This is a genomic window from Denitrificimonas caeni DSM 24390, from assembly GCF_000421765.1.
GTDB lineage: Bacteria > Pseudomonadota > Gammaproteobacteria > Pseudomonadales > Pseudomonadaceae > Denitrificimonas > Denitrificimonas caeni.
Genome location: NZ_ATXQ01000008.1, coordinates 99,622 through 124,932 on the forward strand (window position 1 = coordinate 99,622; position 25,311 = coordinate 124,932).

Sequence of the window (25,311 nt, forward strand, 5' to 3'; positions counted from 1 at the left end):
TCAAACATTATGATTAACAATATGGAGGCACAATGAAAGCATTGCAAGGCAATCAAGGTCGCCCAGAGCTTATTGAATGCGATGAACCACGCTGCGAAGCAGGACAAGTACGCATTCGCGTTGTCGCTGCAGGCATTAATCGTGCCGATTTATTGCAAGCAGCAGGTTTGTACCCACCGCCGCCTGGTGTCAGTAACATTCTTGGCTTGGAATGTGCAGGCATCATCAGCGAGGTCAGTAAAGGTAGTCGCTGGCAAGTGGGTGATCGCGTCTGCGCTTTACTGGCTGGTGGCGGTATGGCGGAAGAAGTCTGCGTGGATGCGCGCCATGTGTTGCCGGTGCCAGAGGGTTTAAGTTTATTGCAAGCGGCAGCGATTCCAGAAGTGTATGCCACTGCTTGGTTAAACATATTCCAGTTGGCCAAACTGCAGCCGGGTGAGAAAGTGCTGTTGCATGCCGGTGCTAGCGGTGTAGGTTCGGCGGCAATTCAGTTGTGTAAGGCTTTTCACAGTCCATGCTGGGTCAGTGTGGGTTCGGCGGAGCGTTTAGCCTACTGCCAAACACTGGGCGCCGAAGGCGGTGTGATACGCGGTGACAATATCGATGGTTTGCAGGATTTCGCGCCTTTTGATGTGATTCTTGATCCTGTCGGTGCCAGCTATGCCGCGCTCAATTTGAAAATATTGGGCCTTGATGGGCGCTGGGTGAATATAGGCTTGATGGGCGGGCGCCGTGCTGAGCTTGATCTAGCACAGTTGCTGAGCAAAAGGGTTCAGTTGATTGGTTCAACCTTACGCAGTCGCAGTGATGCATTTAAGGGCGAACTGATTGCTCAACTCACTGATAAAGTCTGGCCGCTGTTTAGCAGTGGTGCATTAGACCCGCAGGTGGAAGAGGTGTTTGCTTGGACCGATGCTGAAGCGGCTTTTGCACGATTGGCAAGCAATCAGGTTAACGGGAAAGTGGTGTTGCAAATTTCTGCTGAATGAGCTGTGGAAAACTGCAGCGCGCGGCCTAAACAGCGTGCTGCAGTATTATTTGGCTTATGCGTACAGTGCTTGCCAAGCGCAATACAGAGCGAAGATAAGAAAGCCTGTAGCAGCAATAGCGCGAATCAGTTTCAGCGGTAAGCGCTCAGCGGCAAAATTACCGATTAAGACCACTGGTACATTGGCTAACAGCATGCCCAGCGTGGTACCGCAGACCACCATCCAGAAATACTCAAATTGCGCCGCAAGCATCACCGTGGCAACTTGCGTTTTGTCACCCATTTCGGCAATAAAAAAAGCTATCAAGGTTGCCATAAATGGGCCGTATTTAACTGCAATATTACCGTCATCATCGAGTTTGTCGGGAATCAGTGTCCACGCAGCAACCGCTAAAAAGCAGGCAGCTAAGAGCCATAGCAAAGTCGCTTGGGAAAATAGTTGTGCGACTTGATAACCCACGGCTGCAGCTAAAAAATGATTCGCCAGCGTAGCAATTAAGATGCCGATAATAATCGGTACGGGCTTGCGGTAACGCGCAGCGAGAAGTAAGGCAAGCAGCTGGGTTTTGTCGCCGATTTCAGCCAGAGTTACGATGCCAGTTGAGATGAAGAGTGTTTCAAACATACAAAAAACCTTAGGGCGGACAGATTAGACAACCATGACACACACAGCCTTGCCACCCGGTAAGGTTATGTATGTCATGGGTCTCGCCAGCCTAAGTTATGCGCCGTAACTGCATGTGCATAAACCAAGGTGTACACGCCATGATCTGCTGATCAAGTATGTTGACGTGCACGCTATGAAGCATTTCATAGCCGACTACTCCCCCAAGACGGGGCAATACTAAGTAAAGGCTGTGCTTAAATCAAGACAAACAGCCAGTTCTCTAGCTTTAGATCTGCTCATCATCGTCATCGGTGACTTGACGAATCGACAAGCGAATCTCCGCCGGAAGTACGCGTTTGGCTGCATTTTCTGCTAATGCGCCAAGCTTGTCGTGGTAACTGAGTTTACCTTCTGCATTGGCCTGCACTACACCCTCATTGATGAGGGTCTGAATAAAGTGACGGAATAAGCTTTTATCAAAAAACTCAGGTGCATTGAGCCCATGCAGGATTGATAAACGCTGCGCCATAACGGTGCATAGCGCTTCCAGTTGCTGCGCATCCAGAGCGTTTTGGCCTTTATTGAGTAACAAAGCAATGGCCATATAAAAGCGCTGTAAGGTTTGTAGCAGCGTGCGCGACAGCAGGCTAAGCAAAACATAATGCTGCGAACTGGGTGCAGGACGCTGGTAGGTTTCACCATCGCGCTGCAATAAGCCATGCTCAACAAAGCTGGCCAGCCATTGATCAATCACTGCATCCAGTTCGTCCAGCGACCAATGGGTAAATAGTTCGGCTTGTAAATAGGGGTAGAGCGCGCGGGCCAGTGCAATAATTTGGTTGCGCGTCATCCGCGCATTGCTATGGAAAAAGCTGGCTAATAACGCTGGCAGGGCAAATACATGCAAAACATTATTGCGGTAGTAGGTCATCAGTACCGCATTGTGTTCATCTAAATAGTAGATGCGTCCCAGCGCGTCTTTTTGCTCGCTGATCAACTGCATATCACGCACATAGTGGGTGATGCTGACGCCATCGCCTTCAGGTAAGGAAGTATAAGCGGAATAGGGCACGCTGCGCAGCAATGACAAATACAGGTTAATCACCCGCGCCAAGGCGTTTTCATCCAAGGCTAAACGCTGAGTTGACAGCAGTGCTGAGGCAACCAGATTGACTGGGTTGATGGCTGCTGCGGCATTGATGTGCTGGGCGATGCGCGTGGCCAACTGCTGCGCCGCAGGGCCTACTGATGCAGGGTTTTCATGAGTGATTTCTTGCTGCCAATTGGGCTGTTGTTGGTTCATGAACTCAGTCAGTTTTAACGGTTGCCCAAAATTCACCGACACATGGCCAAAACGCTGTTTACGAATGGCAGCAATCACGCGAAACACATCGAAAAAGGATTCTTTTTTCTTGCTGGCGCCACGCAGCTCGCCCAGGTAAGTACGGCCTTCAAGGACCCGCTCATAACCGATGTACACCGGCACAAAAACGATGGGTAAGCGTTGCGAGCGCAGAAAACTATTTAAAGTGATGGCGAGCATGCCGGTTTTGGGTTGTAAGGTGCGTCCTGTGCGTGAGCGACCGCCTTCAACAAAGTATTCAACCGGAAAGCCTTTAGTGAATAAGGTGTGCAGGTATTCGTTAAAGACGCTGGCGTACAGTGGATTGCCACGGAAGGTGCGGCGCATAAAAAACGCACCGCCACGACGTAATAAACCACCAATAACCGGCATATTGAGATTAATGCCGGCGGCAATGTGCGGCGGTGTTAAACCATTGGTAAATAGCAAGTAAGACATCAGCAAGTAGTCAATGTGGCTACGATGGCAGGGCACATAAATAATTTCGTGGCCGTGGGCAATCTCACGTACGCCATCAAGATTATTGACCTTGATGCCATCATAAAATTTATTCCAAAACCAACTCAGCACCAACTCTAAAAAACGAATCGCGGTGTAAGCGTAGTCTGAAGCAATCTCGTTACCGTATTTAAGCGCACGCTGTTGGGCTTTTTCGATGCTGATGCCATCACGCTCAGCTTCTTCAATAATACGTTGGTGCACCTGTGGTTCATGGATGAGCGCTTTGACCAAGTTGCGCCGGTGTGAAAGGTCTGGACCAATGACCGCCGCTTTACTATTGCGAAAGTGTACGCGCAGCAAGCGGTGCAACATGCGCTGAGTGCGTTCCTCACCTTTGCCTTGTGCGACTAGTTCGGCCAGTTGAATCGGCGCAGAAAACTGTACGCGGGTTTTATGGCCGAGGATGAGTACCTGAAATAAGCGTCGTAAGCGCCCGGTGACTGCCCAGCTATCCGCCAGTAGCAATTTCCACGGGCTGGTTTCTCGGTCCGGCGATTGCCCCCAGAATACGGTGACCGGCACGACTTGCACATTGCTGATCTGCCCTGATTCAACCGCTTGCACCAGTTTTTTTAATGTGGGTGCAATGTGCTGGGTGGTTTTTCGTCCAGCCCAGTCTGGCTCAAGGCGCAGATAGAAAAAGCTGGCTAACTGCTCTAAAGACGGTTCATTGATGTGCGCAATTGGGCGATTGAGGCCTGCTTTACGACACTCATTGTCGAGTACCACGAGATCGCTGATGGAGGGTTTCTGCAGGACATAGACCTGCGGCACGTCGCTGCGCAAACTAAGGAAGACGCTGCTGTCGATGGTTTCTGAGCGCACCCATAGCAGTAACAAGCGGCGTAAGACAGAAAAATACAAGCGACGAATCGATGAAAAACTCATAAACAATGGATCCCAGATCAAGAGCAGTTGTGTGTAATAAAATAAAAGTTATTAAAAAATATTTCTTCAAAGCAATGACAAGATTACGCTTTTTACGCCAATTTAACCGCTAAAAATAGACACACTGCAGTCATAAAGCGACAAATCTCATTTTAATCCTTAGCTTGACTGCTATGCTCTTTCTTTTTTCAATATGCAGTGGCACAGTTCTGCAGTTTTCTTTAACCGCTTTATATTAAGGCGGTAAACCCGTAGTGATAGTTGGATAGGGTGGAGTAATGATCAAAGTAACGCACTTAACGAAACGCTTTGTGCAGCAGGTGGCGGTGGATGACCTGTCATTTACCATTGAGCCCGGTGAAGTGGTTGGTTTTTTAGGCCCCAATGGTGCGGGTAAATCAACCACGATGAAAATGCTCACAGGCTTTTTACAGCCTTGCGAGGGCAATGTCAGTATTTGTGGTTTTGATATTGGCAAGCAAACCCTGCAAGCGCAGCGTCTGATCGGTTATTTACCAGAAGGCGCGCCGTGCTATGGCGATATGAGTGTCGGTGATTTTCTCAGTTTTATTGGCCAGGTTCGCGGCTATCGCGGCAAAGAACTCAAGCAGCGGGTGGCGCGCGCCATTGCTTTGGTTGAGTTAGAGCGCGTGGTTGAGCAAAACATTGATACCTTGTCCAAAGGTTTCAAACGTCGTGTTGGTTTGGCTCAAGCGGTAATGCATGACCCTAAAGTGTTGATTCTGGATGAGCCCACCGATGGTCTCGACCCCAATCAAAAGCATCAAGTGCGTAAGCTGATTAAAAGCTTGGCAGTGGATCGCATTGTCATTATTTCTACGCATATTTTAGAAGAAGTCAGCGCGCTTTGTACTCGTGCGATGGTGATCAGCCACGGTCGTTTGCTGATTGATGAAACGCCGTACGCGTTACAAAGTCGCTCACGTTATCACCAGGCTGTGACCATCCTTGCTGAACAGCCGTTGGATCGACAGCTATTACAAGCGCTGCCTGGCGTGATGGCTCTTGAAGATAACCCGCTGGACGGCAGCATCACTTTATTAGCTAAGCCTGGCGAAGTGATTTTTCCTGCAGTGAACCAATTGATTCACGCCCAAGGCTGGCAAGTACGTGAACTGGAAGTGGAACGTGGTCGCTTAGATGAAGTGTTCCGCAGTTTGACCCGTGGAGATGCAGCATGAAGCAGCTACCGATTATTTTTAAACGAGAATTTACCAGCTTTTTTGCCACACCTTTGGCCTATGTGTTTTTGCTGATTTTCCTCGTGCTATCGAGCGTATTTACTTTTTATCTGAGTGGTTTTTATGAGAGTGGGCAGGCCAATCTCAATCCGTTTTTTAATTTTCACCCGTGGTTGTACCTGTTTTTAGTGCCCGCGCTGGCCATGCGGATGTGGGCTGAAGAGCGTAAAAGCGGCACCATTGAGCTGTTGATGACCTTGCCAATTACCCGCTTTGAAAGCGTGGTGGGAAAGTTCTTGGCGGCGTGGGTGTTTGCCGGCATCGCTTTGTTGCTGACCTTTCCCATGGTGCTGACGGTCAATTATCTGGGTGATCCTGATAATGGCGCGATTTTGACCGGATATTTGGGCAGTTGGTTGTTGGTGGGTGCTTACTTGTCGGTCGGCTCCTGTATGTCGGCCTTGGCAAAAAACCAAGTGATTGCCTTTATCTTAACTGTGAGTTTGTGCTTTCTCTTTGTGGTGAGTGGTTTCTCGCTGGTTTTAGATGTATTTAATGGCTGGGCACCGCAGTGGTTGCTCGATGTTGTTGCATCCTTTAGTTTTTTAACGCGCTTCCAAGCGATCAGTAAAGGAGTAATTGATGTGCGTGATCTTCTTTATTTCTTAAGCTTTATTACGGCTTGGCTGATGGCCACTGCGGTCGTGATTGATTTGAAGAAGGCGGACTAAACATGAGACGTTTAATGTATTCCAGTGTGGGCCTTGTCCTTATCGCTGTAGCCTTTGTTGGCTTCAACGTGCTGTCCAATGGTCTGTTTAAAAACACTCAACTCGATTTTACCGAGCAAAAACTGTACACCTTGTCGAATGGGACCAAACAGCTGCTCAGTGAGCTACAAGAGCCCATCAGTTTGCAGTACTTCTATTCTAATAAAGCCACGCGTGATGTACCCATGTTGCGTAACTATGCCCAGCGCGTTGAAGAGCTGTTGGATGCTTATGTGCGCATGGCTGATGGCAAGTTACGTTTAGAAGTGATTGATCCGGAAGCTTTCTCTGAAGATGAAGACCGTGCTGCAGCGTTAGGTCTGCAAGCGGTGCCACTAGAGCAAGATGGTGCGCAGTTGTACTTTGGTTTAGCTGCAAAGAATACTCAAGGCGATGAGCAGATCATTCCGTTTTTCGCTTTGGATCAAGAAGAACTTTTAGAGTATGAACTCAGCCGTTTGATCAGTAGTGTGGCACAAACCGAACGCCCAGTGATTGGTGTGCTATCTGGGCTGCCGCTTAATGGCGGTTTTGATATGCAAGCAGGGCAGCCGCAGCCTGCTTGGACAATTCTTGAGGAAGTGCGTCAGCAGTTTGCCATTGAGAGTTTGAAGGATGATGTTGATCTGATTCCAGAACACATCCGCACGCTATTATTGGTCCACCCCAAACACCTTGGTGAAGCGACACGCTACGCCATTGACCAGTTTGTATTGGGCGGCGGTAAGCTTTTAGTCTTCGTTGATCCTTATAGCGAAGCGGATACCGGAACAGGGATGCCAGGTGAGTTGGCCGTTGATAAAACCTCAGACTTACCTGAGCTGTTCAAGGCTTGGGGCGTGCGCATGCTGCCTGATCAAGTGGTGGGCGATGGCGTCTATGCCATGTCGGTTGGCGTAGGTGCGCAGCAGCGTGCAGTGCGTCACCCAGGTTGGCTTGCTCTGCCGAAAAAGGCCTTAGACAGCAGTGATGTGATCACGGCGCAATTGAATGACATCACTTTAGCCACCGCCGGTATTTTACAGCCGCTGGAAAACGCAAAAACGCAATTTACCCCGTTATTGCACAGCTCTGAATATGCCATGCCCTTTAGTGCGCAGCGTTTTGCCATGCTGCAAAATCCTGAAGATTTATTGGCTGAGCTTGAGCCAACCGGTGAGCGCTATGTGCTGGCGGCGCGGATTAGTGGTCCGGCGACTACAGCCTTTGCGGATGGTATTGAAGGGCGTGAGAAAGGCTTACAAAGCGCTGAAAACATCAATGTGATTGTGGTGGCTGATACCGATATGCTCAGTGATCGCATGTGGGTGCAGGTGCAAGATTTCTTTGGTCAGAGTTTGCCGCAGCCTTGGGCCGACAATGGCAGCTTTGCGATTAATGCTTTGGATAACTTGTCGGGCTCGGATGCATTAATTAGCATTCGTTCGCGCGGTAATTTTAATCGTCCCTTTACCGTGGTGGATAATTTACAGCGCAGTGCTCAAGAGCGTTTTCGTAAAAAAGAGCACGAGTTGCAAAGCCGTTTAGCCGCCACGGAAGAAAAACTCATTGCGCTACAGCAGGCCACTGACCCAGAGAAGAATCTGGAGTTAACCCCTGAGCAACAAGCCACTGTGCAGCAGTTCTTAGCTGAGAAGTTACAGCTGCGTAAAGAGTTGCGTGAAGTGCGCTACCAGCTCAATGCCGATATTGAGTCGTTAGGCACTAAGCTGAAGTTCTTTAATATTGGCGTGATGCCGATCTTGCTGACCTTTATGCTGATTATGTTTAGCCTAACGCGGCGTATTCGTCGGATGCAGATTGCTGATTAATTTTAGGCAGCGCACAAAAAAGCCAGATCCTTAACGGAGTCTGGCTTTTTTAATTGCATATTTGTTAGATGCGGAAGCTATCAACCAACACTTTCAAGCGTGTCGCTTGTTGTTCGAGATCGTCGCACGCACGTAAAGTAGCTTGCAGGTTTTCAACCCCTTCTTGATTTAAGGTGTTGATTTCAGTGATATCCATATTGATTGATTCAACCACTGAGGTTTGTTCTTCAGTTGCAGTTGCCACAGATTGGTTCATACCATCAATCTCACCGATCTGCTCGGTGACGATACCGAGACTCTCACCTGCTTGATTGGCGATAATAACGCTGTCTTCACTGTGGCGCTGACTTTCGGTCATAGTGGTCACTGCGTCACGTGAGCCGACTTGCAACTCTTCAATCATTTGCTGAATTTCTTGTGCTGATGTTTGCGTGCGGTGCGCAAGATTACGTACTTCGTCAGCGACCACAGCAAAACCACGGCCTGCTTCGCCAGCGCGAGCCGCTTCAATGGCAGCGTTTAGAGCGAGTAAGTTCGTCTGCTGTGAGATGCTTTGAATCACTTCAAGGATCTGACCAATATCTACTGTTTTACTATTCAATATTTCGATATTGCTGCACGAACCACGAATTTGCTCAGATAACGCGTTCATTGCTGTAATGGTTTTCCCCAGCACTTGACGTCCATCTTCGGCTTTTAATCGAGCGGAAGAAGCGTAGTTTGATGCATCTGCGGCGTTGCGCGCAATTTCTTGGGTGGCTGCACCAAGTTCATTAATCGCTGCGGCAACACTGTTAGTACGGCTGGCCTGCTCATCAGAGTTAAGCATTGAGGCGTTGGATGCGTTAACGACCAGTTTAGCCACCTCATTAACCAATGCTGTAGCTGATGACACTTCACTTATGGAGCTATGAATGCGCTCAACAAATTGGTTGAAAGACGCCGCCAGTTGACCAATCTCATCATTTGATTCGATCTGTAAACGCTTGGTTAAATCACCTTCGCCACGTGCGATATCTTGCATCGCACGACCAGTAGTATGCAGCGGCTGCATAAGAATGCGGATGAGCATACCGAGTAAGGCAATAATTATTCCAACTGCAATGATTGTTGCAATGATAGCGGATGTACGAAAATCGCTGAGCATTTCATAGGCTTGATCTTTATCGACGGCTAAGCCGACATACCATTTCACTGAAGGAAGACCTTCAATAGGAGCGAAAGTAAGTATTTGTGTAGCGCCGTTAAGTGTTGCTTCACTAAAGGAGTTGTTAATTGTAGGTGTGTTTTGTGGATAGAGCTCTTTAATGGACTTGTTGACTGCACTTTTGTCCGGGTGGACCAAAATCTTGCCATCTGAACTGACTAGAAATGCATAGCCCATACCGTCAATTTTTAAGTTGTCGAGTATCTGAGTTAAAACTTCAAGACTTAAATCACCGCCGACTACACCGATATTTTGTGCAGGAGTTGCAATCGTAACGACTAACTTGTTGATTGACACATCGAGATAAGGCTCTGTCAGAGTTGAGGTGTTTGCACTGCTTGCCGCTGTATACCAAGGACGGCTGCGAGGATCATAATCATCTGGAATAGTATCTTTTGGACGCGAAATGAATTGTCCGTCACTTGTGCCTAAATAAGTGTATAAAAAAGTATTGGCTAGTGCTTTTTGTTCAATTAAGTTGACAACTTGTTGGTGCTCGCTGCCATTGACAATAGATTGAGCAGTGCTCTCTAGTAACAAAATGCGACCTGATAGCCAGTGCTCAATATTGCTGGACGCTAAACCTCCAATTTCATGCAGGTAGTTTTCTAGATCTTCTTTAATTGCATTGCGTTGCAAATAGTCGTTATACAAAGCAAACAAAGAGAAAGCAGCTAGCACCACGAGAGAAGCTGCCAGAAGAATTTTGTGGCTGAATTTCATGTTTTTTATCATTGCTAATGCTTCCAGTAAAATTAAACGGGGCAAGGTGCGCGCCAAGGTTAAATCAGTAGTGTTGTAAATTAAGGTCAAGTATTTAAACTATCGGCAAGAGCGCATAAGGCTTGAATTTGAAGTGATCGCTTCACTGTGTAGATGCTTGTTAAACCACTGTAAGCACATTAAGAAATAGTGCTTACAGTGTAGGGTCTGTGCATTAAAAATTAGCGGCTTTTCGGTGGGTCCACTAATAAGTCTTCAGTGGGTGTTTCGCACTGGATCTTATGACCCAGCAAAGCCTCAATGGGCGGCAGTGCATAAGAATCATCTTCACCGGCAAAGCTGATGGACACACCTGTGGTGCCAGCGCGCCCCGTACGGCCAATGCGATGTACATAATCGTCTGGATCTTCTGGCAGGGTAAAGTTGACCACGTGGCTGATGTCGTCGACATGAATGCCACGACCGGCAACATCGGTGGCAACCAGTACACGTACGCGGCCAGCGCGGAAGTCTTCGAGCACTTTGATCCGTTTGTATTGTGCAACATCACCGGACATCTGTGCCGCGCTGATGCCATCACGGGTGAGGCGCTCTTCAATGCGGCGCACTTCATCTTTACGATTAGCAAAGACGATGACGCGCGGCCAGTTATTATTCTTAATCAGGTTGTACAGCAGTTTGTACTTATCGCTACCAGCCACTGCAAAGACATGCTGTTCAACTGAATCATTGGCCACGTTTTCTGGCTCAATTTCAACAATCGCAGGGTCTGTGGTCCACTGTTTGGACAGGTTCATCACGTCTTCAGTGAAGGTCGCAGAGAACAGTAAGGTTTGACGTTCTTCTTTATGCGGTGTTTGGCGAATGATCTGCCGCACTTGCGGAATAAAGCCCATGTCCAGCATGCGGTCAGCTTCGTCTAGTACCAACACTTCAACCATATCGAGGTGTACTTCACCGCGCTGATTAAAGTCCAATAAGCGTCCAGGCGTGGCAACTAAAATATCGCAGTGACGTGATTCCAATAGCTTGCGTTGCTTATCAAAATCCATGCCACCCACAAAACTCATTACATTGAGGTTAGTGTATTTGGTCAGCGCGACCGCATCATTAGCAATCTGTACAACCAGTTCACGGGTTGGCGCGATAATCAGCGCACGTGGCTCACCCATGTAACGCTCATCGGGTGGGCGTGTCTGGGTGAGTTGGCTGATAATAGAAATTAGAAACGCAGCAGTTTTGCCAGTCCCCGTTTGCGCGCGGCCAATCGCATCTTTACCTGCGAGTGTATGGCCCAGTACTTGTGCTTGAATCGGTGTGCAGTAGGGGAAGCCTAAGTCTTGAATAGCATGCATCAGCTCGGGTGCCAGGGCAAAGTCATGAAAGCGGGTTTTGCCTTCAGCTGGCTCGACAACGAAATCGCTGAGCGACCAAGGTTTTTGCGGCTCAGTGGGCCTAGCTGGGCGACTGCGTGGTTTTTTAGTTGCAGCTTTGCTCTCTGGGTTTTTTGGTTGCTGGGCTGCGGATGCTGCCTTCTCTGGCGTTGCTGTCACACTAGGAGGCGTATTAACAGTCTCAGTTGGCGCAGAAGTTGCTGGCGCATCTTTTTTAAAAATATTCTTAAGTGCTTTGAGCACGGCATTCTCTTATAAGTAGTCCATAAATTAGCAGTAGTGTAAGGCATAGCAGCACTTTGGAGAAACTGTTTCACGACGGATTGAAAACACAGGCTCGATTACGTCCTTGTTGTTTGGCTTGATAGAGCGCTATGTCGGCTTTATGTAGAAGACAGGTTAGTTCGTCTTCAGGGGAAAACTCTGCAACCCCTAGTGAAATAGTCACGCTAGGCAAGGGCGGCTGGCTGCTAGGTATATGGCTTAGTGTCGCGAGGCAGGACCTTAGGCGCTCAGCGACTTGCGAGGCTTCAAACAGTGATAAATTAGGCAGTAAAATGACAAACTCTTCGCCACCAAAGCGTGCAAGGCTGTCGTGCGGGCGTAGTTGCTCGCGTAACTGCTCAGAAATAAACTGCAGTACAGCGTCACCGGCTAGATGGCCGTGTTGGTCGTTATAATCTTTAAAGTGGTCAACATCGAGCATAATCATGCACAGTGGCTGCTTGTTGTTAGTACTGTTTTGTCGCTCTCTTTGGAATGCATAGTCCAGCCAGCGGCGGTTAGGCAGCTTGGTTAAGCTATCAATGTGCGCATTGTGTTCACTGAAAACAAGAGAGTTGTTACCGGAACGAATACGACCGCATAACGCAGTGAGCAAATTGTGTTGGATGACTGGCGTTATCGCATAAATTTGCGATAAATAACGACGGTGTAATCGCATCACCATGCTGGGTTGACTCGCTACGACAAGAGCACTGGGGTGTTGGTGATCAAGAAAACTCACTTCACCTGTATATTCACCGATATTAATAAAACCTACTGGCGGGGTATCAGTGGAGCTTAGATGCACGCTGAGTTGCCCTTCAATAATTAAATATAAATAATCATTGGGATGTTCTGGGGTGAGTAGTAAGCTGTCTTTTTCTAAAGGATGGCAACTGAAAAGCTCTAAAATTCTTTGCATTTTCTCAGCGTCAACCTGCTGGAATAGCGGGCAAGCGCTAAACAGCGATACCAAATGAGAAAAGCTAGGCGTCTTCATAACAAGGTCTCGTTAAAGTTTCCCTACCTTTTATCTATAGCACGGAGCTGCTTATTAGGCTATAGCTTGCAGAGCTGTTTGAAGATTTAAATATATGATTAAAAGCTTATGTGTTTTAACAAAAAAGGTTGTAACTCAGCTTAAACAAACTTAAACGCTGTTCTGCAACACTAATCCACTTCTCGACAGGATGTATAGCTTGGATGTCAGCATGCATGCCGTATTGAGAGTCTGAGCGCACATCAACTTGCAGGGTTTTAGCCAAATCTTCTAAGCGTTCAAGCAAGGTGCGACGCATCGCATCTAAACGTAACTCTGGCTTGAAGGTTTTACCAACTGCGGTGACTGGGATCTGCTCGATCAGCCAGATGTCTTTAGGAATAGCCGCGCGCTCACTGATGCTTTGCTGAGCATGCTGTAATAACTCATTAATACTGACGCTGTGGCCTGGCTTGAGCTGGATGTAAACAGCAGGTAATTCGCCGACCCGTTCATCAGGCTTGCCAACAGCTGCGGCCATCGCGACGGCAGGGTGTTTATGCATCGCTTCTTCGATCACTTGCGGGTCAATATTGTGACCGCCACGGATAATTAAGTCTTTGCTGCGTCCGGTGAGCCAGAAATAACCATCGGCATCTTGACGGCCTAAATCACCTGTATTGAACCAGTCGCCATCAACCCAAATGCCCTGGTTGTTCTCAGCTTTTAAGTAGCCTTTAAAGACGCTGGGGCCACGAATGCACAGTTGTCCCACTTCGTTATTGCCAGCATTGCGTACAAATTGGCTTTCGTCGTCGAAAATTTTAATTTCGACTTCGCAGTAAGGCATGCGTAAGCCGATTGAGCCGGGGCGCATTTCGCCATCTGCAGGATTGGCGCAGCTACCGCAGGTGCCTTCGGTGAGGCCGTAGCCTTCAATTAAGCGTACGCCTGAACGTTGCTCAAACTGACGAATTAACTCAACTGGCATCGGCGCTGCGCCGCATAATGCGTATTTAAGGCTGGACAAATCATAATCTTGGCTAGGTATTTCAAGCAGTGCGGCATAAATAGTGGGTACGCCGCTGAAAAATGAGACTTTATGACGCTCAACGATCTTCCAGAAGTTTTTTATCAATGCAGGCGTGCGATAACCTTGTGGCGTGGCCAGCAAGACCTGAGAGCCGGTTAAAAAAGGCGTTAAGCCGGTGACAATGACAGCGTTGACGTGAAATAAAGGTAAGCCGCACAAGGCGGTATCCTGCTCATTAAAACTGGTGACCAACGACATGCTGTAGGCCATCACTACTTCATTATGATGGCTATGTGGAGCAAGTTTTGGCGTGCCGGTGGTGCCGCCTGTATGGAAGTAACTGGCGATATCATCGGGGTGAAAAACGCGTTGGTTTTCTAGATGATCAGCAGGGCAGTCTGCAATCAGAGCATCAAACTCTAAGACCCCATCAGGTAACGGTCCGCGCATGGCTTTAATCGCGGTTTGCTGAGGTTCAGGTAAAAAGTTAGCCAAATCCACCACGATAATGGCTTTTAAATGACTGAGTTGTTCGCGCAGCGTTGCAACTTTATCCCACAGTTCTGTGCCAGGAAAAGGCGCTAGAGTGACGAGGACTTCTGATTGTGATGCCTTAATCAGTTCGAGGATGTGCTCAGCATCGAGCAGCGGATTGATCGCGTTAACAATGCCTGCCGCTTCACCACCCCAAATTGTGTAGTGGGTGTGTGGCAAATTAGGCAGTAAAAACGATACAGCGCGATCTTTACTCAAGCCGAGGCGATGAAAAGCATTCGCGGTTTGGGTGATTTTGCCAAACAGTTCAGCGTAACTGAGCGTTAGAGGCTGCTCGTCATCGCTGGCTTGTAATAAGAAAGTTAGCGCAGGGTCATTTGGGGCACGCTGGGCACTGCGTCCGATGAGTTCATAAGTGCTGATGGGTAGATCACGCTCTGCCAGAGGTGTCTGTTCGATCAACTGAATATCTGCCAAAGAACGGATCGTGTGTGCCAACGTGCTCATAATATGCCCTTTATTGTTATTTATTACACTTCTTAGAAGGCCGAGTCAGTGTATTGCCTTCACGTCAGTTGTTTGCTCAGCCAATTGCCGATATCAGCAATTTGCTGTTGGCAAACTTCATGCTCCATTGGATAGTCATGCCATGTCACTGGAACACCCCAGTTCTGCAGTTGTTGTTGCGCTGCTTGACCCATAAAAAATGGCACAACAGGATCATTACGACCATGCATACACAGTGTTGCTGTGCGTGCCTGCAATGGGTTGAGTGCAGTCACTTGCTCAAAAGTTGGAGCGTAAGTAGACAGCGCTAACACACCCCCTAGAACATCATTCCAGCGTAAAAAAGCTGTATGTAAAACTACCGCGCCGCCTTGTGAGAATCCTGCTAAGAACAAGCGCGCTGGGCTAATGCCGCTGTCACGCTGTTGCTCCATCAGCGCGATGAGTTGTTGTGCTGATGTTTCCAGTTGCTCGCTGTTAATCGCACGCTTACCCGGGCTAATCGACAAAATGTCGTACCAACTTGGCATCGCGTAACCGCTGTTAATGGTTACAGCTTGGGTGGGCGCTTGCGGTAAAATAAAGCGGGTGCTCGGCAGTTGCGGCTGTAACATGCGTGCCACGGGCTCAAAGTCGCTGCGATCAGCACCTAAGCCATGTAGCCAAATGACACAGGCGTCGGCTGGCTGTAAAGATTCAACAATTAATGCATTTTTGATCATGAGTCACTCTTCTTAAAGTGTTTCGAAACGGCCCATGTGGCGGTTTTTTTGGACATTATTAGCGTTAAATATTTGCCCGTTCATGGCAATGTAGATACCTGAGTCTAAGCATTGCAACGCGCCAATAGCAAAACCTAAATTAAACGGCGCATCGGTTTTACGCATACGTGCAGGTTGCATTGCACCAGTAAATACCACGGTTTTATTGCTGATGGTAGCCAACTGTTGTGCGCTTAATGTCATGGTATCAGTGCCATGAATGATTAGAATGTGTTGGTGCGGACTGTTAATAACATGCTCGCAGAGTAGCTCGCGATCGGCATTGGTTAACTCGAGACTGTCTTTTTTGAGTAGGCTATCAACGCTGTAGGATAGATTTACCCCAGCTTCTTGTAGCAACTCAGTTGCCATAGGCTCGCCGATGGTAAACTCCGATAGAGCATCATGATAAATTTTATCGAAAGTGCCACCGGTGGTTAAAATATGAATGTGCATGCAGGTAATCCGTCTTAAAAGCTATTTGCACAGGATTATTGCCTGAATGCATTGAATAAAGCCACGCAATGACTAGGAAATACATGATTACAACGTTATCGCCGCCTTGGTATGTGTACTTAGTGCGCACTGCTAACCAAGCTTTGTATTGCGGTATTAGTTTGGACGCGCAAAAGCGCTTTGCTCAGCATTGTGCGGGGAAGGGCGCGCGGTTTTTTGCTACCAGTCCGGCACAGGCATTGGTGTATGTCGAAGAGTGCGCGGATAAATCTACAGCGTTGCGCCGTGAGTTAGCGATAAAACGTATGCCCAAACAGGCAAAAGAGCAATTGCTGCTGGCGCAACATAATCAGTTGTTAAGTGGGGAAATGGTCGAAATAAAGCCCCGTTAGCGTGTGTCGAACGGGGCTTTGGGATTACTGTTACTGGTAAGCACCAGGAATTGGACGCAGATTGATCTCTACGCGGCGGTTTTGCTGACGACCTTGTGCTGTGCCGTTATCAGCAATCGGCTGATCAGGGCCAACACCGCGGACGTTCATGCGCATACCGCTAACACCTTGGTTACGCATATAGTCAGCGACACTTTGTGCACGACGTTGTGACAAGGTTAGGTTGTGCTGGTAAGGGCCGGTGCTGTCAGTGTGACCAATGATTTCAATGGTATTTTGATCATATTGGTTAAATGACTGGGCAAGATTGTTCAATGTGCTGTAAAAATTGCCGGAGATGGCTGCAGAGTCGGTGGCAAATGTTACGTTGCCAGGCATGATTAAGGTTAAGTTGTCACCGTCACGTTGAACATCAATACCCGTGCCTTGCATGCTGCGACGCAATTCAGCTTCTTGTTTGTCGGCATAGTAGCCATAACCTGCACCAGCGGCGCCAGCGACTGCTGCGCCAATCAAAGCACCTTTACCGCGGTCTTTTTTACTTGAGGTTGCCGCACCCACAACTGCGCCACCAAGTGCACCTAAACCGCCATAGATTGCAGTTTTATTGGTGCTACCTTGCTGACCTTGCTGGTTGTCATAGGGATTGTTGCTGGCACAACCGGCCAGTAAAGCAAAAATACTGGTCGCAATCAGTGTGCGAGATGTCGATAGTTTTAGCATGATGAAATCCTTATTCGGCTTTATGTTGTTGGACGCTAGTTATATCCAGTGATGTTTAGACTAGCATTATTAGGAAAGGTTCTTAAATACGCACAAAGGGATTGCTACGCATTTCATCAATTAAGACAGTATCCGCACCATGCCCGGTAACTACTGTAGCTTCCTCATCTAGAGTGTATAAGCGCTGACGAATCGAGCGCTCAATCGTGGCGTAGTCACCGCCCCATAAATCGGTACGGCCGATCCCATTCTTAAATAATGTATCGCCAGCAATCAGTAATTTATCTTGCGGGAACCAAAAGCTCATTGAACCGGGCGTATGCCCCGGGGTATGCAGGGCAACTCCGCAGCCGCAGGCCAACTCTTCATCGTCGCTGAGCCAGTGATCGGGAGCAGGTACTGGTGTGTAAGGTATGCCAAACATTGAGCACTGCATTTCAAGGTTGTCCCAGAGAAACTGATCTTCTTTGTGCAGGTGCAGAGTTGCTCCGGTTTTTTCCTTCATCAAACCTGATGCTAAAAAATGATCAAGATGCGCATGGGTATGAATAATACTGACCACGTGCAGACCTAAGGCATCTAAGCGTTGTAAAATCAGCTGATGATCGCCGCCAGGATCAATAATTAAAGCTTTCTTGGTGATGGGGTCACCGATAATTGTGCAATTGCATTGCAAGGGGCCAACAGGAAAGGTTTCACGGATCAATGCAGGCTGGCTGGTCAATGGTTTACACTCCAAACTATCATTCTGTATTTGTTTTACAGTTTAACGTATTACCCGTTTAATGTCGGTTTCTAAGGAGCAACACATGATCAAGTATCAGGCAGGTATTCTTGCTGATCCCGTTCCACCACTTGCCCGTCATCTATTTTTTACCCTGGAATCGAAAGAGCACTTGGCCGCAGCACTGCGTCGCCTAGCGCTGATTGTGGATGGTGATGCCACCGTGATTGGTTTTGGTAAGTCGCTGCTGCAGGCGCTGAATGTGCAGTTGGACAAGTTGCGCGTCTTTCCGGCAATGAGCGCTGAAGGCATTGATATTCCCTCTACACAGCATGCTTTATGGTGTTGGTTACGTGGGGACGACCGAGGCGAGTTGCTACACCGCACGGATGCGCTGATCGCTGCTTTAGCCCCGGCGCTAAAAGTAGTGCAGATCACCGAGTCCTTTCGTTATAAGACCGGCCATGATTTAACCGGCTATGAAGATGGCACGGAAAACCCTGTTGATCAGGCAGCGGTGGATGCGGCGATTGACAGTGATGGGTTGGGCGGCAGTTATGCGGCAATACAGCACTGGGTGCATGATTTAAAGAGTTTCAAAGGGTTGCCACAAGAAGAACAGGATCATATTTTTGGCCGTCGTCTAAGTGATAACGAAGAGATCGACGATGCCCCTGAGTCTGCCCATGTCAAGCGCACCGCCATGGAAGATTTTGAGCCAGAAGCCTTTGTTGTGCGCCGTTCTATGCCCTATATCGATGGTGATGAGGCCGGCTTGGTGTTTTTGTCTTTTGCTAAAACCTTGGATTTCTTTGAAATGCAATTGCAGCGCATGATGGGTTTGGATGACGGTATTGTTGATGGTTTATTCCGTTTTAGCCGTCCAACCACTGGTGGCTATTATTGGTGCCCGCCGATTCACCAAGGCCAACTGAAACTCAGTACGGTGTTATTAACAGAGCTATAAACCCGCCATTACCTTGTGGTAAGACGGGTTTGTAAGTCTTAAATTTTCTGCGGGAGTTTGCGGTGGTCCACCCAAAGTAGGGTGGCCCCTGCAATCGCCGCTGGCATGGCGATCAAGTTAAAGAAAGGAATCATCAGCGCAAGATAAGTGATGCCGCCAAAACCTAAGCTGAGCCAACGTTTAGCCTGCAGCCATTCGAGCATCAGCGGCCAGCTGACTTTATTGTTATCGGCTGGGTAGTCGATGTACTGCACCGCCATCATCCAAATATTGAACAACACCCATAGCGGTGCGGCGATAATATTGACCCCAGGAATAAAAGATAAAATCAGCAAGCCTAGGGCGCGCGGCAAGAAATAGCCCAGCTTGCGCATTTCACGCCATAAGGTGCGCGGCACCATGGCCAGCAGTTCGTTCCAGCTAAAGGGTGCAAAGTGATCTTCACCGCGAGCAATGACTTCAACTTTTTCGGCCAGAAAACTGTTAAAAGGCGAGGCAATGATGTTGGCAATGGTGGTGAAGGTGAAAAATATAATCAGCAGCACCAACACCACAAATAATGGCCACAAAATGTAATCCAAGAAGGATAGCCAGCTGGGTAGATTCGGCATCAATTGCGTGACCCAACCATTAAAGCGCTGCACTGAAAAATAAATTAAGCCAAAGAACACGGCGATGTTAATCGACAGTGGTAATAAAACGAACTTGCGCAAACCAGGGCGCATAATCATTTGGAAACCAGCTTTTAAGTAGTGTGGGCCGCCAAGAGGCTGAGCATGCATAAGGTGTTTCCTGTCAAGTTGGTGCGCTAAATGGTCGCTGTAGAGACGATGCGCAGAGTCAAACGGTGGCGAAATAGTGTAATCTGCGTTAATTCAATATTTTAAAGGTTAGCGCTGGGTTAGCGAACCTGCAAATTGTAATCTATGACACATTCTTTGCCCTTAGATCCTTTGTTAGGAGTTATTTATGTCTGAAGTTCGTCACTCACGTGTGCTGATTCTTGGTTCCGGTCCTGCGGGTTACAGTGCGGCAGTGTACGCTGCGCGCGCGAATTTAAAACCATTGCTGATTACTGGAATGCAAGCGGGTGGCCAGTTGACCACCACCACGGAAGTCGACAACTGGCCGGGTGATCCAGAAGGTTTAACCGGTCCTGCCTTGATGCAGCGCATGCAAGAACATGCTGAGCGTTTTGAGACTGAGATTATTTTTGATCATATCCATACCGCGCAACTGCAAAGTAAGCCTTTTACTTTGATAGGTGATAGCGGCACTTATACCTGTGATGCGTTAATTATCGCGACCGGTGCCAGCGCACGCTATCTCGGTTTGCCGTCAGAAGAAGAGTTTATGGGTAAGGGCGTATCTGCTTGCGCCACCTGTGATGGCTTTTTCTACCGTAACCGTGAAGTAGCGGTAGTGGGTGGTGGTAATACTGCGGTTGAAGAGGCGCTGTATCTATCCAATATCGCCAGTAAAGTGACCTTGGTTCACCGCCGCGAGACCTTCCGTTCCGAGAAAATCTTGCAAGATAAACTGCATGCGCGCGTGGCTGAAGGCAAAATTGAGCTGGCGCTGAATGCGCAAGTGGATGAAGTATTGGGTAATGCGATGGGCGTTACCGGCGTGCGTTTGCTTAACAATGACGGTAGTACGCGCGAGTTAACCGTTGATGGTTTATTTGTAGCGATTGGTCATACGCCCAATACCGGTTTGTTTGAAGGTCAGCTTGAACTTAAAGATGGTTACATGGTGGTCAATGGTGGACGCGAAGGCAATGCCACGGCCACCAGCATTGCTGGCGTATTTGCTGCAGGTGATGTGGCAGATAATGTCTATCGCCAAGCCATTACCTCGGCGGGTGCCGGCTGTATGGCTGCATTGGATGTGGAAAAATACTTAGAGAGTTAAGTCGCAACCTGTTACTCGCGCCACAAAAAAAGCCGCTATTGCATCATGCAAAGCGGCTTTTTTTATAGCTAAATGAGAGCCGTTTAAACTTCACCGGCCAGCTTGCGGTTGTACTTAAACTGCCAAAGTGTGTGCATAAACGCGCTACAGAACAGCAGGGCGCTTAAAAAAATCTCAGCATAGCCAAGCCAGGCTTTATCGGGTGAGAAACTGGCAAGTACGCCGTGCACAAAGTAGATGTTGATTAAAATGCAGGCCCAAATGTGGGTCTTTGCCGAGCCTAGAAGCATGCCTAGAGCAACAATCATTAACGGGATTAAGGCAAAGCAAATAATCGCGAAAGCACCAAGGCCGGGGGTGTTGTGCCGTGAGGTAAACACCAGATTCCAAGCAACTAATAGCACCGCTAATGCGGCTAGCGAGACTAGACTGATAGCACGGCTGATGCGTAAACGTGGCTCAAGCCAGTTCAGCTCAGGCAGTGGTTTGGGACTCTTTTTAGCCACGAGGCTTCTCCAATTGTTGGGCAAATTGCGCTAAGCGTAAACCTAAGGCGGTGCACAGACTGATTTCATTCTGATCGAGCGCACGTTTACTGTCGGCGCCGGCAACATGGCTTGGCCCGTAAGGCGTGCCACCTGCGGTGGTGTTGAGCAGTGCCGGCTCGCTATAGGGCAGACCACAAATCAGCATGCCGTGGTGCAGCAAAGGTAGCATCATACTTAGCAGGGTGCTTTCTTGTCCGCCATGCAAACTTGAGGTGGAAGTGAAAACGCCAGCAGGCTTATTGACCAGTTCGCCGGTCAGCCAGAGGCTGCTGGTGCCATCCAAAAAGTACTTCATCGCTGCGGCCATGTTGCCAAAGCGTGTTGGGCTGCCTAGGGCCAGACCTGCACAGTTTTTAAGATCATCGAGGGTGGCGTACATCGCGCCTTCTGCAGGGATCTCAGGTGCTACTGCTTCGCACTCGGTGGAGACGGCCGGTACGGTACGAATACGCGCTTCAATGCCGCCTTTTTCAATGCCTCGGGCAATATGCCGGGCCATGTCTGCAGTGGCACCGTGACGGCTATAGTAAAGCACTAGAATATAAGGCGTACTCATGGCAGTAACTCAATCAGGTTATCGATTGGGCGGCCAATTGCAGCGCGCGAACCCACTGCTAAAATGGGGCGCTCGATGAGAATAGGGGCTTGCACCATGGCGTCAATCAACTGCGCTTCACTTAAATCTGGATTATCTAAGTTCATTTCGCTGTAAACTGCTTCACCTTGGCGCATCATTTGTCGAGCGCTAAGGCCGAGTTTTTCTAACAACTTACTGAGTTGTTGAGCATTCAGCGGTGTATCCAGATAGTGCACGACAGTGGCATTGATGCCGCGCTCTTCGAGCAGGGCTAAAGCCGCGCGTGATTTGCTGCAGCGAGAATAATGGTACAAGGTTATATCGGTCATTAGAGTTCCCCTAAAAAAACGCATGCGACATTCTAACAGGCTAAGTTGCTTGGGCGGTATGTCTGGGTAGAAGAGAAGATAATGTTAAAAAAACATCTGATTATCGGTTTGGTTTTAATCCTCAGTGCCTGTGGGCAAGCAGAGCCCTTGGGTACGGACCAACATGGAGTGCTTATTCCTGAAGCTTTAGTGGCTGATCAGTGGCTAGTTATTAACTATTGGGCAATCTGGTGTGCGCCGTGCCGTAAGGAAGTGCCAGAGCTTAATGCCTTGCATCATCAATTGCATGAGCAAGGAGTGCGGGTGCTAGGCGTTAATTATGATCAACTGCAGGGTGAGGAGCTCTTGGCTGATAGCCAGCAGCTTGGCATCGAGTTTCCGGTGTTGAGTATTGACCCAGCAGCGCGCTTCAAATTACCGGCAACTCATGGTTTGCCCGCGACCTATATTGTTGATCGTCAAGGTGTGCTGGTCAGTCAGTTGCGTGGCGAGCAAACGAAACGGGCTATTGTGGAGGCGTTACGTGAGGCAGGATGGTCAGCACCGTAGTGCGCTGACCTTGTAGAACGGAGCGGTTTAAACGGCTTTTTTGCGATCGTGTAACGCGCGTTGCATTTCCCGATTGGAATCACGTTCTTTTTCAACGTGACGCTTGTCGTATTCTTTTTTACCTTTACCTAAGGCAATTTCGCATTTGACCAAGTGTTTTTTCCAGTACAAGGCTAAGGCAACGCAGGTGTAGCCTTTTTGTTGTACACCAGAAAATAACTTATCCAGCTCATTACGGTTGAGCAGCAGCTTACGGGTGCGAGTAGGGTCAGTAATTACATGAGTACTGGCAGCCGTCAGCGGGCTGATATGACAGCCCATCAGCCATGCTTCGCCATCTTTAAGTAAGACGTAACTGTCCACCAATTGTGCTTTGCCAGCACGTAAACTTTTTATTTCCCAGCCCGCCAGAGCAATACCTGCCTCCATGCGCTGTTCAACAAAGTAATCGTGTAGCGCTTTTTTATTCAGCGCAATGGTGCCTTGAGGTTGTTTTTTGTGTTTAGCCATAGCCTGCGATTATAAGACGTTCTGCAGCGTCTGGCGAGAGGCGAGCAAGGAATCTTCAACTTTGCTTGAGGCGCTGGCGTGAATGCACGACAATAGCCGGCACCCTGATGCGCTTAGAAAGACACAATGCTTGCTTTAGCGCTGCGGCAATTTACCAGCAGTTGTTTTTGCTTCAGTTTTTTGGTGTGCAAGCATGCAGACGCATCAGTCATTTTAATTGGTGAGTAAAGAGTTTATATGGCCACGCGCATTCAACGTTCTGCATTGCTGCCTTACAGCGCTGCAGCTTTGTATACCCTGATTAATGACGTTCCCAGCTACCCGCAGTTTTTACCTTGGTGCTCTGCCAGCGAAGTGCTAGAGCAGCGCGATGATTTTATGCGTGCAGCACTGATGATTGCGAAAGGTAAGTTATCGCAGCGCTTTGTCACTAAAAACACGCTAGTGCCTAATCAAAGCATCAGTATGGCTTTAGAAGAAGGCCCGTTTAGTCAGTTGCAAGGCACTTGGGAATTTAAAGCGCTAGGTGAAAAAGCTTGTAAAATCAGTCTGGATTTAGAGTTTGATTATGCCGGACCTATTATTAAAGCCACTTTAGGCCCGCTATTTACTCAGGCGGCGAACACTATGGTGGATGCATTTTGTCAGCGAGCTAAAGAATTGTATGGATAAATCAATGATTAACGTTGAAGTAGCCTATGCCTTAGCGGATAAGCAGAAAATTGTGCAGATGCAGGTAGAAGAGGGCACGACCGCCCGTGAAGCCGCCTTACGTTCAGGTTTGACTGCAGATTTTGATGATTTGGATTTAGCTCAGAGTCCGCTAGGGATCTTTGGGAAAGGCATTGCTCGCCCTGAAGAGCATGTTTTAGCCAATGGTGAGCGTGTAGAAATTTACCGTCCGCTACTGGCTGACCCCAAAGAAGTGCGTAAGCAACGTGCCGCGCGAGCAGCACAAGCTAAAGCAGAGGCTGCTGAATAGGCCTCTGCTTAGACTTTAACTTGCTGCTTACTCTTCGTCTTCGAGGCGTGAGCGTGGAATCGGTGCGGCTTCAATCGCATCAACTTCCTGTTGGATCTGCTCTTCTAGCGAACCTGGTGCAGGCTGCTGGCGGACTTCAATCGGCATGTCGATGACTGTGCCAGTGCTGACTTCGGCATTATCAGCCTGACTTTGACTGGTCGTTTCTGGTTGGCCAAGTAAGGCTTGGTCGCGGCTTACGCCAGGAAAGAAGTCGCCAGCTAAACCAAGCAGCTCTTGGTTATCGTCAAATATTAGACTGATACGTTCTTGTTGACGTATACCACCACCGGTTTGGATACTGTATAAGTAGTCCCAACGATTGCTGTGAAAAGTATCGGTTATCAGCGGCGTTCCCATAATAAAGCGGACTTGGCGAGTGGTCATGCCTGGGCGTAATTGATCGACCATGTCTTGAGTAATGACGTTGCCTTGCTGAATATCGATTTTATGCACGCCAGGAAACGAGCATCCGACGAGCACTGCTAATAGGCTCGCGAGGGTAAAGCTGCGGATAATACGTGTGCTATTTTGCATTGCAGATGGACTTCCACTATCGTGACTAGGTTACTGATGCGCTGATCATACCTGTATTATGTGCTTCAGCGAAACCGCATAAATGAGAAAACGACTATGGCTGAGAATATTGAACTACGTAAAGCGGGTTTAAAGGTCACTTTACCGCGAGTTAAAATCATGCAAATCCTTGAGTCCTGCGAGCCGCGCCACATGAGTGCAGAGGATGTGTATAAAACTTTGCTGGATGCAGGTGAAGATGTCGGTCTTGCCACTGTTTATCGTGTTTTGACGCAGTTTGAGGCGGCAGGGTTGGTCATTCGTCATAACTTTGATGGTGGTCATGCTGTATTTGAGTTGGACGATGGTGAACATCATGATCATATCGTCTGTGTTGATTCTGGTGAGGTTTTTGAATTTTATGATGAAGAGATTGAAAAGCGTCAGCATAAAATTGTCACCGATATGGGCTATGAGATGGTCGACCATAACTTAGTCTTGTATGTAAAAAAGAAAAGTTAATCCAGCTTCCTTGATGATCAGCCCTTGAAGCAGTTAGCTATGACTGTTTTAAGGGCTGACTCTGTGGCTT

At 48.3% G+C, this 25,311-nt stretch carries 27 protein-coding genes and 1 riboswitch; of the genes, 11 read left to right on the forward strand and 16 right to left on the reverse strand.

Going from position 1 to position 25,311, the window contains the following annotated elements:
• Positions 1 to 32: 32 nt before the first annotated feature.
• A complete protein-coding gene (locus H591_RS0111745) occupies positions 33 to 989 on the forward strand; it encodes an NAD(P)H-quinone oxidoreductase (protein WP_022967158.1) in 957 nt (318 codons plus the stop codon).
• A gap of 54 nt (positions 990 to 1,043) precedes the next feature.
• On the opposite strand, the gene H591_RS0111750 is transcribed toward H591_RS0111745, so the two are convergent.
• Together H591_RS0111750 and plsB are read right to left on the reverse strand one after the other, a co-directional pair.
• The gene (locus tag H591_RS0111750) at positions 1,044 to 1,613 is read right to left on the reverse strand and encodes a TMEM165/GDT1 family protein (RefSeq protein WP_022967159.1); all 570 of its coding nucleotides are present in this window, start codon (positions 1,611 to 1,613) and stop codon (positions 1,044 to 1,046) included.
• A 6-nt stretch (positions 1,614 to 1,619) separates the two neighbouring features.
• A riboswitch (yybP-ykoY riboswitch) is annotated at positions 1,620 to 1,829 on the reverse strand.
• Positions 1,830 to 1,881: 52 nt separating this feature from the next.
• Positions 1,882 to 4,347, reverse strand: a complete 2,466-nt coding sequence (plsB, locus tag H591_RS0111755) for a glycerol-3-phosphate 1-O-acyltransferase PlsB (protein WP_022967160.1) — start codon at positions 4,345 to 4,347, stop codon at positions 1,882 to 1,884.
• A gap of 278 nt (positions 4,348 to 4,625) precedes the next feature.
• On the opposite strand from plsB, the gene H591_RS0111760 reads away from it, so the two are divergent.
• From H591_RS0111760 to H591_RS0111770, 3 genes are read left to right on the forward strand one after another with little or no spacing between them, the layout of a single operon-like run.
• Positions 4,626 to 5,549, forward strand: a complete 924-nt coding sequence (locus H591_RS0111760; protein ID WP_022967161.1) for an ABC transporter ATP-binding protein — start codon at positions 4,626 to 4,628, stop codon at positions 5,547 to 5,549.
• Complete coding sequence (locus H591_RS0111765) at positions 5,546 to 6,280, forward strand: ABC transporter permease subunit (RefSeq protein WP_022967162.1); 735 nt, start codon at positions 5,546 to 5,548, stop codon at positions 6,278 to 6,280. The genes H591_RS0111760 and H591_RS0111765 overlap by 4 nt, the downstream gene beginning before the upstream one ends.
• Positions 6,281 to 6,282: 2 nt before the next feature.
• Positions 6,283 to 8,130 (forward strand): GldG family protein, encoded by a 1,848-nt coding sequence (locus tag H591_RS0111770; protein ID WP_022967163.1) that lies wholly within the window; start codon positions 6,283 to 6,285, stop codon positions 8,128 to 8,130.
• 64 nt (positions 8,131 to 8,194) lie between these two features.
• Here H591_RS0111770 and H591_RS0111775 read toward each other — a convergent pair whose 3' ends face one another.
• The 6 genes from H591_RS0111775 to H591_RS0111800 all read right to left on the reverse strand — a co-directional run bounded on the left by H591_RS0111775 (position 8,195) and on the right by H591_RS0111800 (position 15,949).
• Positions 8,195 to 10,072 carry a methyl-accepting chemotaxis protein gene (locus H591_RS0111775; RefSeq protein WP_028244395.1) on the reverse strand — a complete coding sequence of 626 codons (1,878 nt, stop codon included), beginning with the start codon at positions 10,070 to 10,072 and terminating at the stop codon, positions 8,195 to 8,197.
• Between the two features lie 209 nt (positions 10,073 to 10,281).
• Complete coding sequence (rhlB, locus tag H591_RS0111780; protein WP_022967165.1) at positions 10,282 to 11,697, reverse strand: ATP-dependent RNA helicase RhlB; 1,416 nt, start codon at positions 11,695 to 11,697, stop codon at positions 10,282 to 10,284.
• Positions 11,698 to 11,767: 70 nt separating this feature from the next.
• Positions 11,768 to 12,718 (reverse strand): GGDEF domain-containing protein, encoded by a 951-nt coding sequence (locus H591_RS0111785; RefSeq protein ID WP_051145841.1) that lies wholly within the window; start codon positions 12,716 to 12,718, stop codon positions 11,768 to 11,770.
• A 115-nt stretch (positions 12,719 to 12,833) separates the two neighbouring features.
• On the reverse strand, positions 12,834 to 14,732 hold the full coding sequence (locus H591_RS0111790; RefSeq protein WP_022967167.1) for an acyl-CoA synthetase: 1,899 nt from the start codon (positions 14,730 to 14,732) through the stop codon (positions 12,834 to 12,836).
• Between the two features lie 59 nt (positions 14,733 to 14,791).
• Positions 14,792 to 15,451 (reverse strand): alpha/beta hydrolase, encoded by a 660-nt coding sequence (locus tag H591_RS0111795; RefSeq protein WP_028244397.1) that lies wholly within the window; start codon positions 15,449 to 15,451, stop codon positions 14,792 to 14,794.
• A 15-nt stretch (positions 15,452 to 15,466) separates the two neighbouring features.
• On the reverse strand, positions 15,467 to 15,949 hold the full coding sequence (locus H591_RS0111800; RefSeq protein ID WP_022967169.1) for an asparaginase domain-containing protein: 483 nt from the start codon (positions 15,947 to 15,949) through the stop codon (positions 15,467 to 15,469).
• An 83-nt stretch (positions 15,950 to 16,032) separates the two neighbouring features.
• On the opposite strand from H591_RS0111800, the gene H591_RS15390 reads away from it, so the two are divergent.
• The gene (locus H591_RS15390) at positions 16,033 to 16,341 is read left to right on the forward strand and encodes a GIY-YIG nuclease family protein (RefSeq protein ID WP_022967170.1); all 309 of its coding nucleotides are present in this window, start codon (positions 16,033 to 16,035) and stop codon (positions 16,339 to 16,341) included.
• 30 nt (positions 16,342 to 16,371) lie between these two features.
• Here the strand turns inward: H591_RS15390 and H591_RS0111810 are convergent, their stop codons facing one another.
• Both H591_RS0111810 and H591_RS0111815 read right to left on the reverse strand, forming a co-directional pair.
• On the reverse strand, positions 16,372 to 17,064 hold the full coding sequence (locus H591_RS0111810) for an OmpA family protein (protein ID WP_022967171.1): 693 nt from the start codon (positions 17,062 to 17,064) through the stop codon (positions 16,372 to 16,374).
• Between the two features lie 82 nt (positions 17,065 to 17,146).
• Positions 17,147 to 17,788, reverse strand: a complete 642-nt coding sequence (locus H591_RS0111815; RefSeq protein ID WP_022967172.1) for an MBL fold metallo-hydrolase — start codon at positions 17,786 to 17,788, stop codon at positions 17,147 to 17,149.
• A gap of 85 nt (positions 17,789 to 17,873) precedes the next feature.
• On the opposite strand from H591_RS0111815, the gene H591_RS0111820 reads away from it, so the two are divergent.
• Positions 17,874 to 18,755 carry a Dyp-type peroxidase gene (locus tag H591_RS0111820; protein ID WP_022967173.1) on the forward strand — a complete coding sequence of 294 codons (882 nt, stop codon included), beginning with the start codon at positions 17,874 to 17,876 and terminating at the stop codon, positions 18,753 to 18,755.
• Positions 18,756 to 18,793: 38 nt separating this feature from the next.
• Here H591_RS0111820 and cysZ read toward each other — a convergent pair whose 3' ends face one another.
• Entirely contained in the window at positions 18,794 to 19,537 is a 744-nt protein-coding gene (cysZ, locus tag H591_RS0111825; protein ID WP_022967174.1) for a sulfate transporter CysZ, read from the reverse strand.
• A gap of 187 nt (positions 19,538 to 19,724) precedes the next feature.
• On the opposite strand from cysZ, the gene trxB reads away from it, so the two are divergent.
• Positions 19,725 to 20,669, forward strand: coding sequence for a thioredoxin-disulfide reductase (trxB, locus tag H591_RS0111830; protein WP_022967175.1), 945 nt, complete (start codon positions 19,725 to 19,727; stop codon positions 20,667 to 20,669).
• A gap of 83 nt (positions 20,670 to 20,752) precedes the next feature.
• On the opposite strand, the gene H591_RS0111835 is transcribed toward trxB, so the two are convergent.
• From H591_RS0111835 to arsC, 3 genes are read right to left on the reverse strand one after another with little or no spacing between them, the layout of a single operon-like run.
• The gene (locus H591_RS0111835) at positions 20,753 to 21,175 is read right to left on the reverse strand and encodes a DUF2069 domain-containing protein (RefSeq protein WP_022967176.1); all 423 of its coding nucleotides are present in this window, start codon (positions 21,173 to 21,175) and stop codon (positions 20,753 to 20,755) included.
• Positions 21,168 to 21,773, reverse strand: coding sequence for an NAD(P)H:quinone oxidoreductase (gene wrbA / locus H591_RS0111840; RefSeq protein WP_022967177.1), 606 nt, complete (start codon positions 21,771 to 21,773; stop codon positions 21,168 to 21,170). Before wrbA ends, H591_RS0111835 begins: the two co-directional genes overlap by 8 nt.
• A complete protein-coding gene (gene arsC / locus H591_RS0111845; RefSeq protein WP_022967178.1) occupies positions 21,770 to 22,123 on the reverse strand; it encodes an arsenate reductase (glutaredoxin) in 354 nt (117 codons plus the stop codon). Before arsC ends, wrbA begins: the two co-directional genes overlap by 4 nt.
• An 81-nt stretch (positions 22,124 to 22,204) precedes the next feature.
• Between arsC and H591_RS0111850 the strand changes: the two genes are divergently transcribed.
• Positions 22,205 to 22,672: a TlpA disulfide reductase family protein gene (locus H591_RS0111850; protein ID WP_022967179.1), complete on the forward strand. Its 468-nt coding sequence runs from the start codon at positions 22,205 to 22,207 to the stop codon at positions 22,670 to 22,672.
• 27 nt (positions 22,673 to 22,699) lie between these two features.
• On the opposite strand, the gene smpB is transcribed toward H591_RS0111850, so the two are convergent.
• Positions 22,700 to 23,182: an SsrA-binding protein SmpB gene (gene smpB, locus H591_RS0111855; RefSeq protein ID WP_022967180.1), complete on the reverse strand. Its 483-nt coding sequence runs from the start codon at positions 23,180 to 23,182 to the stop codon at positions 22,700 to 22,702.
• 237 nt (positions 23,183 to 23,419) lie between these two features.
• Between smpB and H591_RS0111865 the strand changes: the two genes are divergently transcribed.
• Complete coding sequence (locus H591_RS0111865) at positions 23,420 to 23,854, forward strand: type II toxin-antitoxin system RatA family toxin (protein ID WP_022967182.1); 435 nt, start codon at positions 23,420 to 23,422, stop codon at positions 23,852 to 23,854.
• Entirely contained in the window at positions 23,847 to 24,164 is a 318-nt protein-coding gene (locus H591_RS0111870) for an RnfH family protein (RefSeq protein WP_028244400.1), read from the forward strand. Before H591_RS0111865 ends, H591_RS0111870 begins: the two co-directional genes overlap by 8 nt.
• Positions 24,165 to 24,191: 27 nt before the next feature.
• Here the strand turns inward: H591_RS0111870 and H591_RS0111875 are convergent, their stop codons facing one another.
• Positions 24,192 to 24,740 carry an outer membrane protein assembly factor BamE gene (locus H591_RS0111875; protein ID WP_022967184.1) on the reverse strand — a complete coding sequence of 183 codons (549 nt, stop codon included), beginning with the start codon at positions 24,738 to 24,740 and terminating at the stop codon, positions 24,192 to 24,194.
• A 96-nt stretch (positions 24,741 to 24,836) separates the two neighbouring features.
• On the opposite strand from H591_RS0111875, the gene fur reads away from it, so the two are divergent.
• On the forward strand, positions 24,837 to 25,241 hold the full coding sequence (gene fur / locus H591_RS0111880) for a ferric iron uptake transcriptional regulator (RefSeq protein WP_022967185.1): 405 nt from the start codon (positions 24,837 to 24,839) through the stop codon (positions 25,239 to 25,241).
• Positions 25,242 to 25,311 lie beyond the last annotated feature (70 nt).

Bases quoted from the DNA above. Each gene is read 5' to 3' on its own strand.
- cysZ (WP_022967174.1), bottom strand. From the start codon at position 19,537: ATGCATGCTCAGCCTCTTGGCGGCCCACACTACTTAAAAGCTGGTTTC.
- H591_RS0111770 (WP_022967163.1), top strand. From the start codon at position 6,283: ATGAGACGTTTAATGTATTCCAGTGTGGGCCTTGTCCTTATCGCTGTA.
- fur (WP_022967185.1), top strand. From the start codon at position 24,837: ATGGCTGAGAATATTGAACTACGTAAAGCGGGTTTAAAGGTCACTTTA.
- H591_RS0111775 (WP_028244395.1), bottom strand. From the start codon at position 10,072: ATGATAAAAAACATGAAATTCAGCCACAAAATTCTTCTGGCAGCTTCT.
- wrbA (WP_022967177.1), bottom strand. From the start codon at position 21,773: ATGAGTACGCCTTATATTCTAGTGCTTTACTATAGCCGTCACGGTGCC.
- arsC (WP_022967178.1), bottom strand. From the start codon at position 22,123: ATGACCGATATAACCTTGTACCATTATTCTCGCTGCAGCAAATCACGC.
- trxB (WP_022967175.1), top strand. From the start codon at position 19,725: ATGTCTGAAGTTCGTCACTCACGTGTGCTGATTCTTGGTTCCGGTCCT.
- H591_RS0111820 (WP_022967173.1), top strand. From the start codon at position 17,874: ATGATCAAGTATCAGGCAGGTATTCTTGCTGATCCCGTTCCACCACTT.
- H591_RS0111800 (WP_022967169.1), bottom strand. From the start codon at position 15,949: ATGCACATTCATATTTTAACCACCGGTGGCACTTTCGATAAAATTTAT.
- H591_RS0111765 (WP_022967162.1), top strand. From the start codon at position 5,546: ATGAAGCAGCTACCGATTATTTTTAAACGAGAATTTACCAGCTTTTTT.
- H591_RS0111875 (WP_022967184.1), bottom strand. From the start codon at position 24,740: ATGCAAAATAGCACACGTATTATCCGCAGCTTTACCCTCGCGAGCCTA.
- H591_RS0111750 (WP_022967159.1), bottom strand. From the start codon at position 1,613: ATGTTTGAAACACTCTTCATCTCAACTGGCATCGTAACTCTGGCTGAA.
- H591_RS0111760 (WP_022967161.1), top strand. From the start codon at position 4,626: ATGATCAAAGTAACGCACTTAACGAAACGCTTTGTGCAGCAGGTGGCG.
- plsB (WP_022967160.1), bottom strand. From the start codon at position 4,347: ATGAGTTTTTCATCGATTCGTCGCTTGTATTTTTCTGTCTTACGCCGC.
- H591_RS0111785 (WP_051145841.1), bottom strand. From the start codon at position 12,718: ATGAAGACGCCTAGCTTTTCTCATTTGGTATCGCTGTTTAGCGCTTGC.
- H591_RS0111850 (WP_022967179.1), top strand. From the start codon at position 22,205: ATGTTAAAAAAACATCTGATTATCGGTTTGGTTTTAATCCTCAGTGCC.
- H591_RS15390 (WP_022967170.1), top strand. From the start codon at position 16,033: ATGATTACAACGTTATCGCCGCCTTGGTATGTGTACTTAGTGCGCACT.
- H591_RS0111870 (WP_028244400.1), top strand. From the start codon at position 23,847: ATGGATAAATCAATGATTAACGTTGAAGTAGCCTATGCCTTAGCGGAT.
- H591_RS0111790 (WP_022967167.1), bottom strand. From the start codon at position 14,732: ATGAGCACGTTGGCACACACGATCCGTTCTTTGGCAGATATTCAGTTG.
- H591_RS0111745 (WP_022967158.1), top strand. From the start codon at position 33: ATGAAAGCATTGCAAGGCAATCAAGGTCGCCCAGAGCTTATTGAATGC.
- H591_RS0111810 (WP_022967171.1), bottom strand. From the start codon at position 17,064: ATGCTAAAACTATCGACATCTCGCACACTGATTGCGACCAGTATTTTT.
- smpB (WP_022967180.1), bottom strand. From the start codon at position 23,182: ATGGCTAAACACAAAAAACAACCTCAAGGCACCATTGCGCTGAATAAA.
- H591_RS0111865 (WP_022967182.1), top strand. From the start codon at position 23,420: ATGGCCACGCGCATTCAACGTTCTGCATTGCTGCCTTACAGCGCTGCA.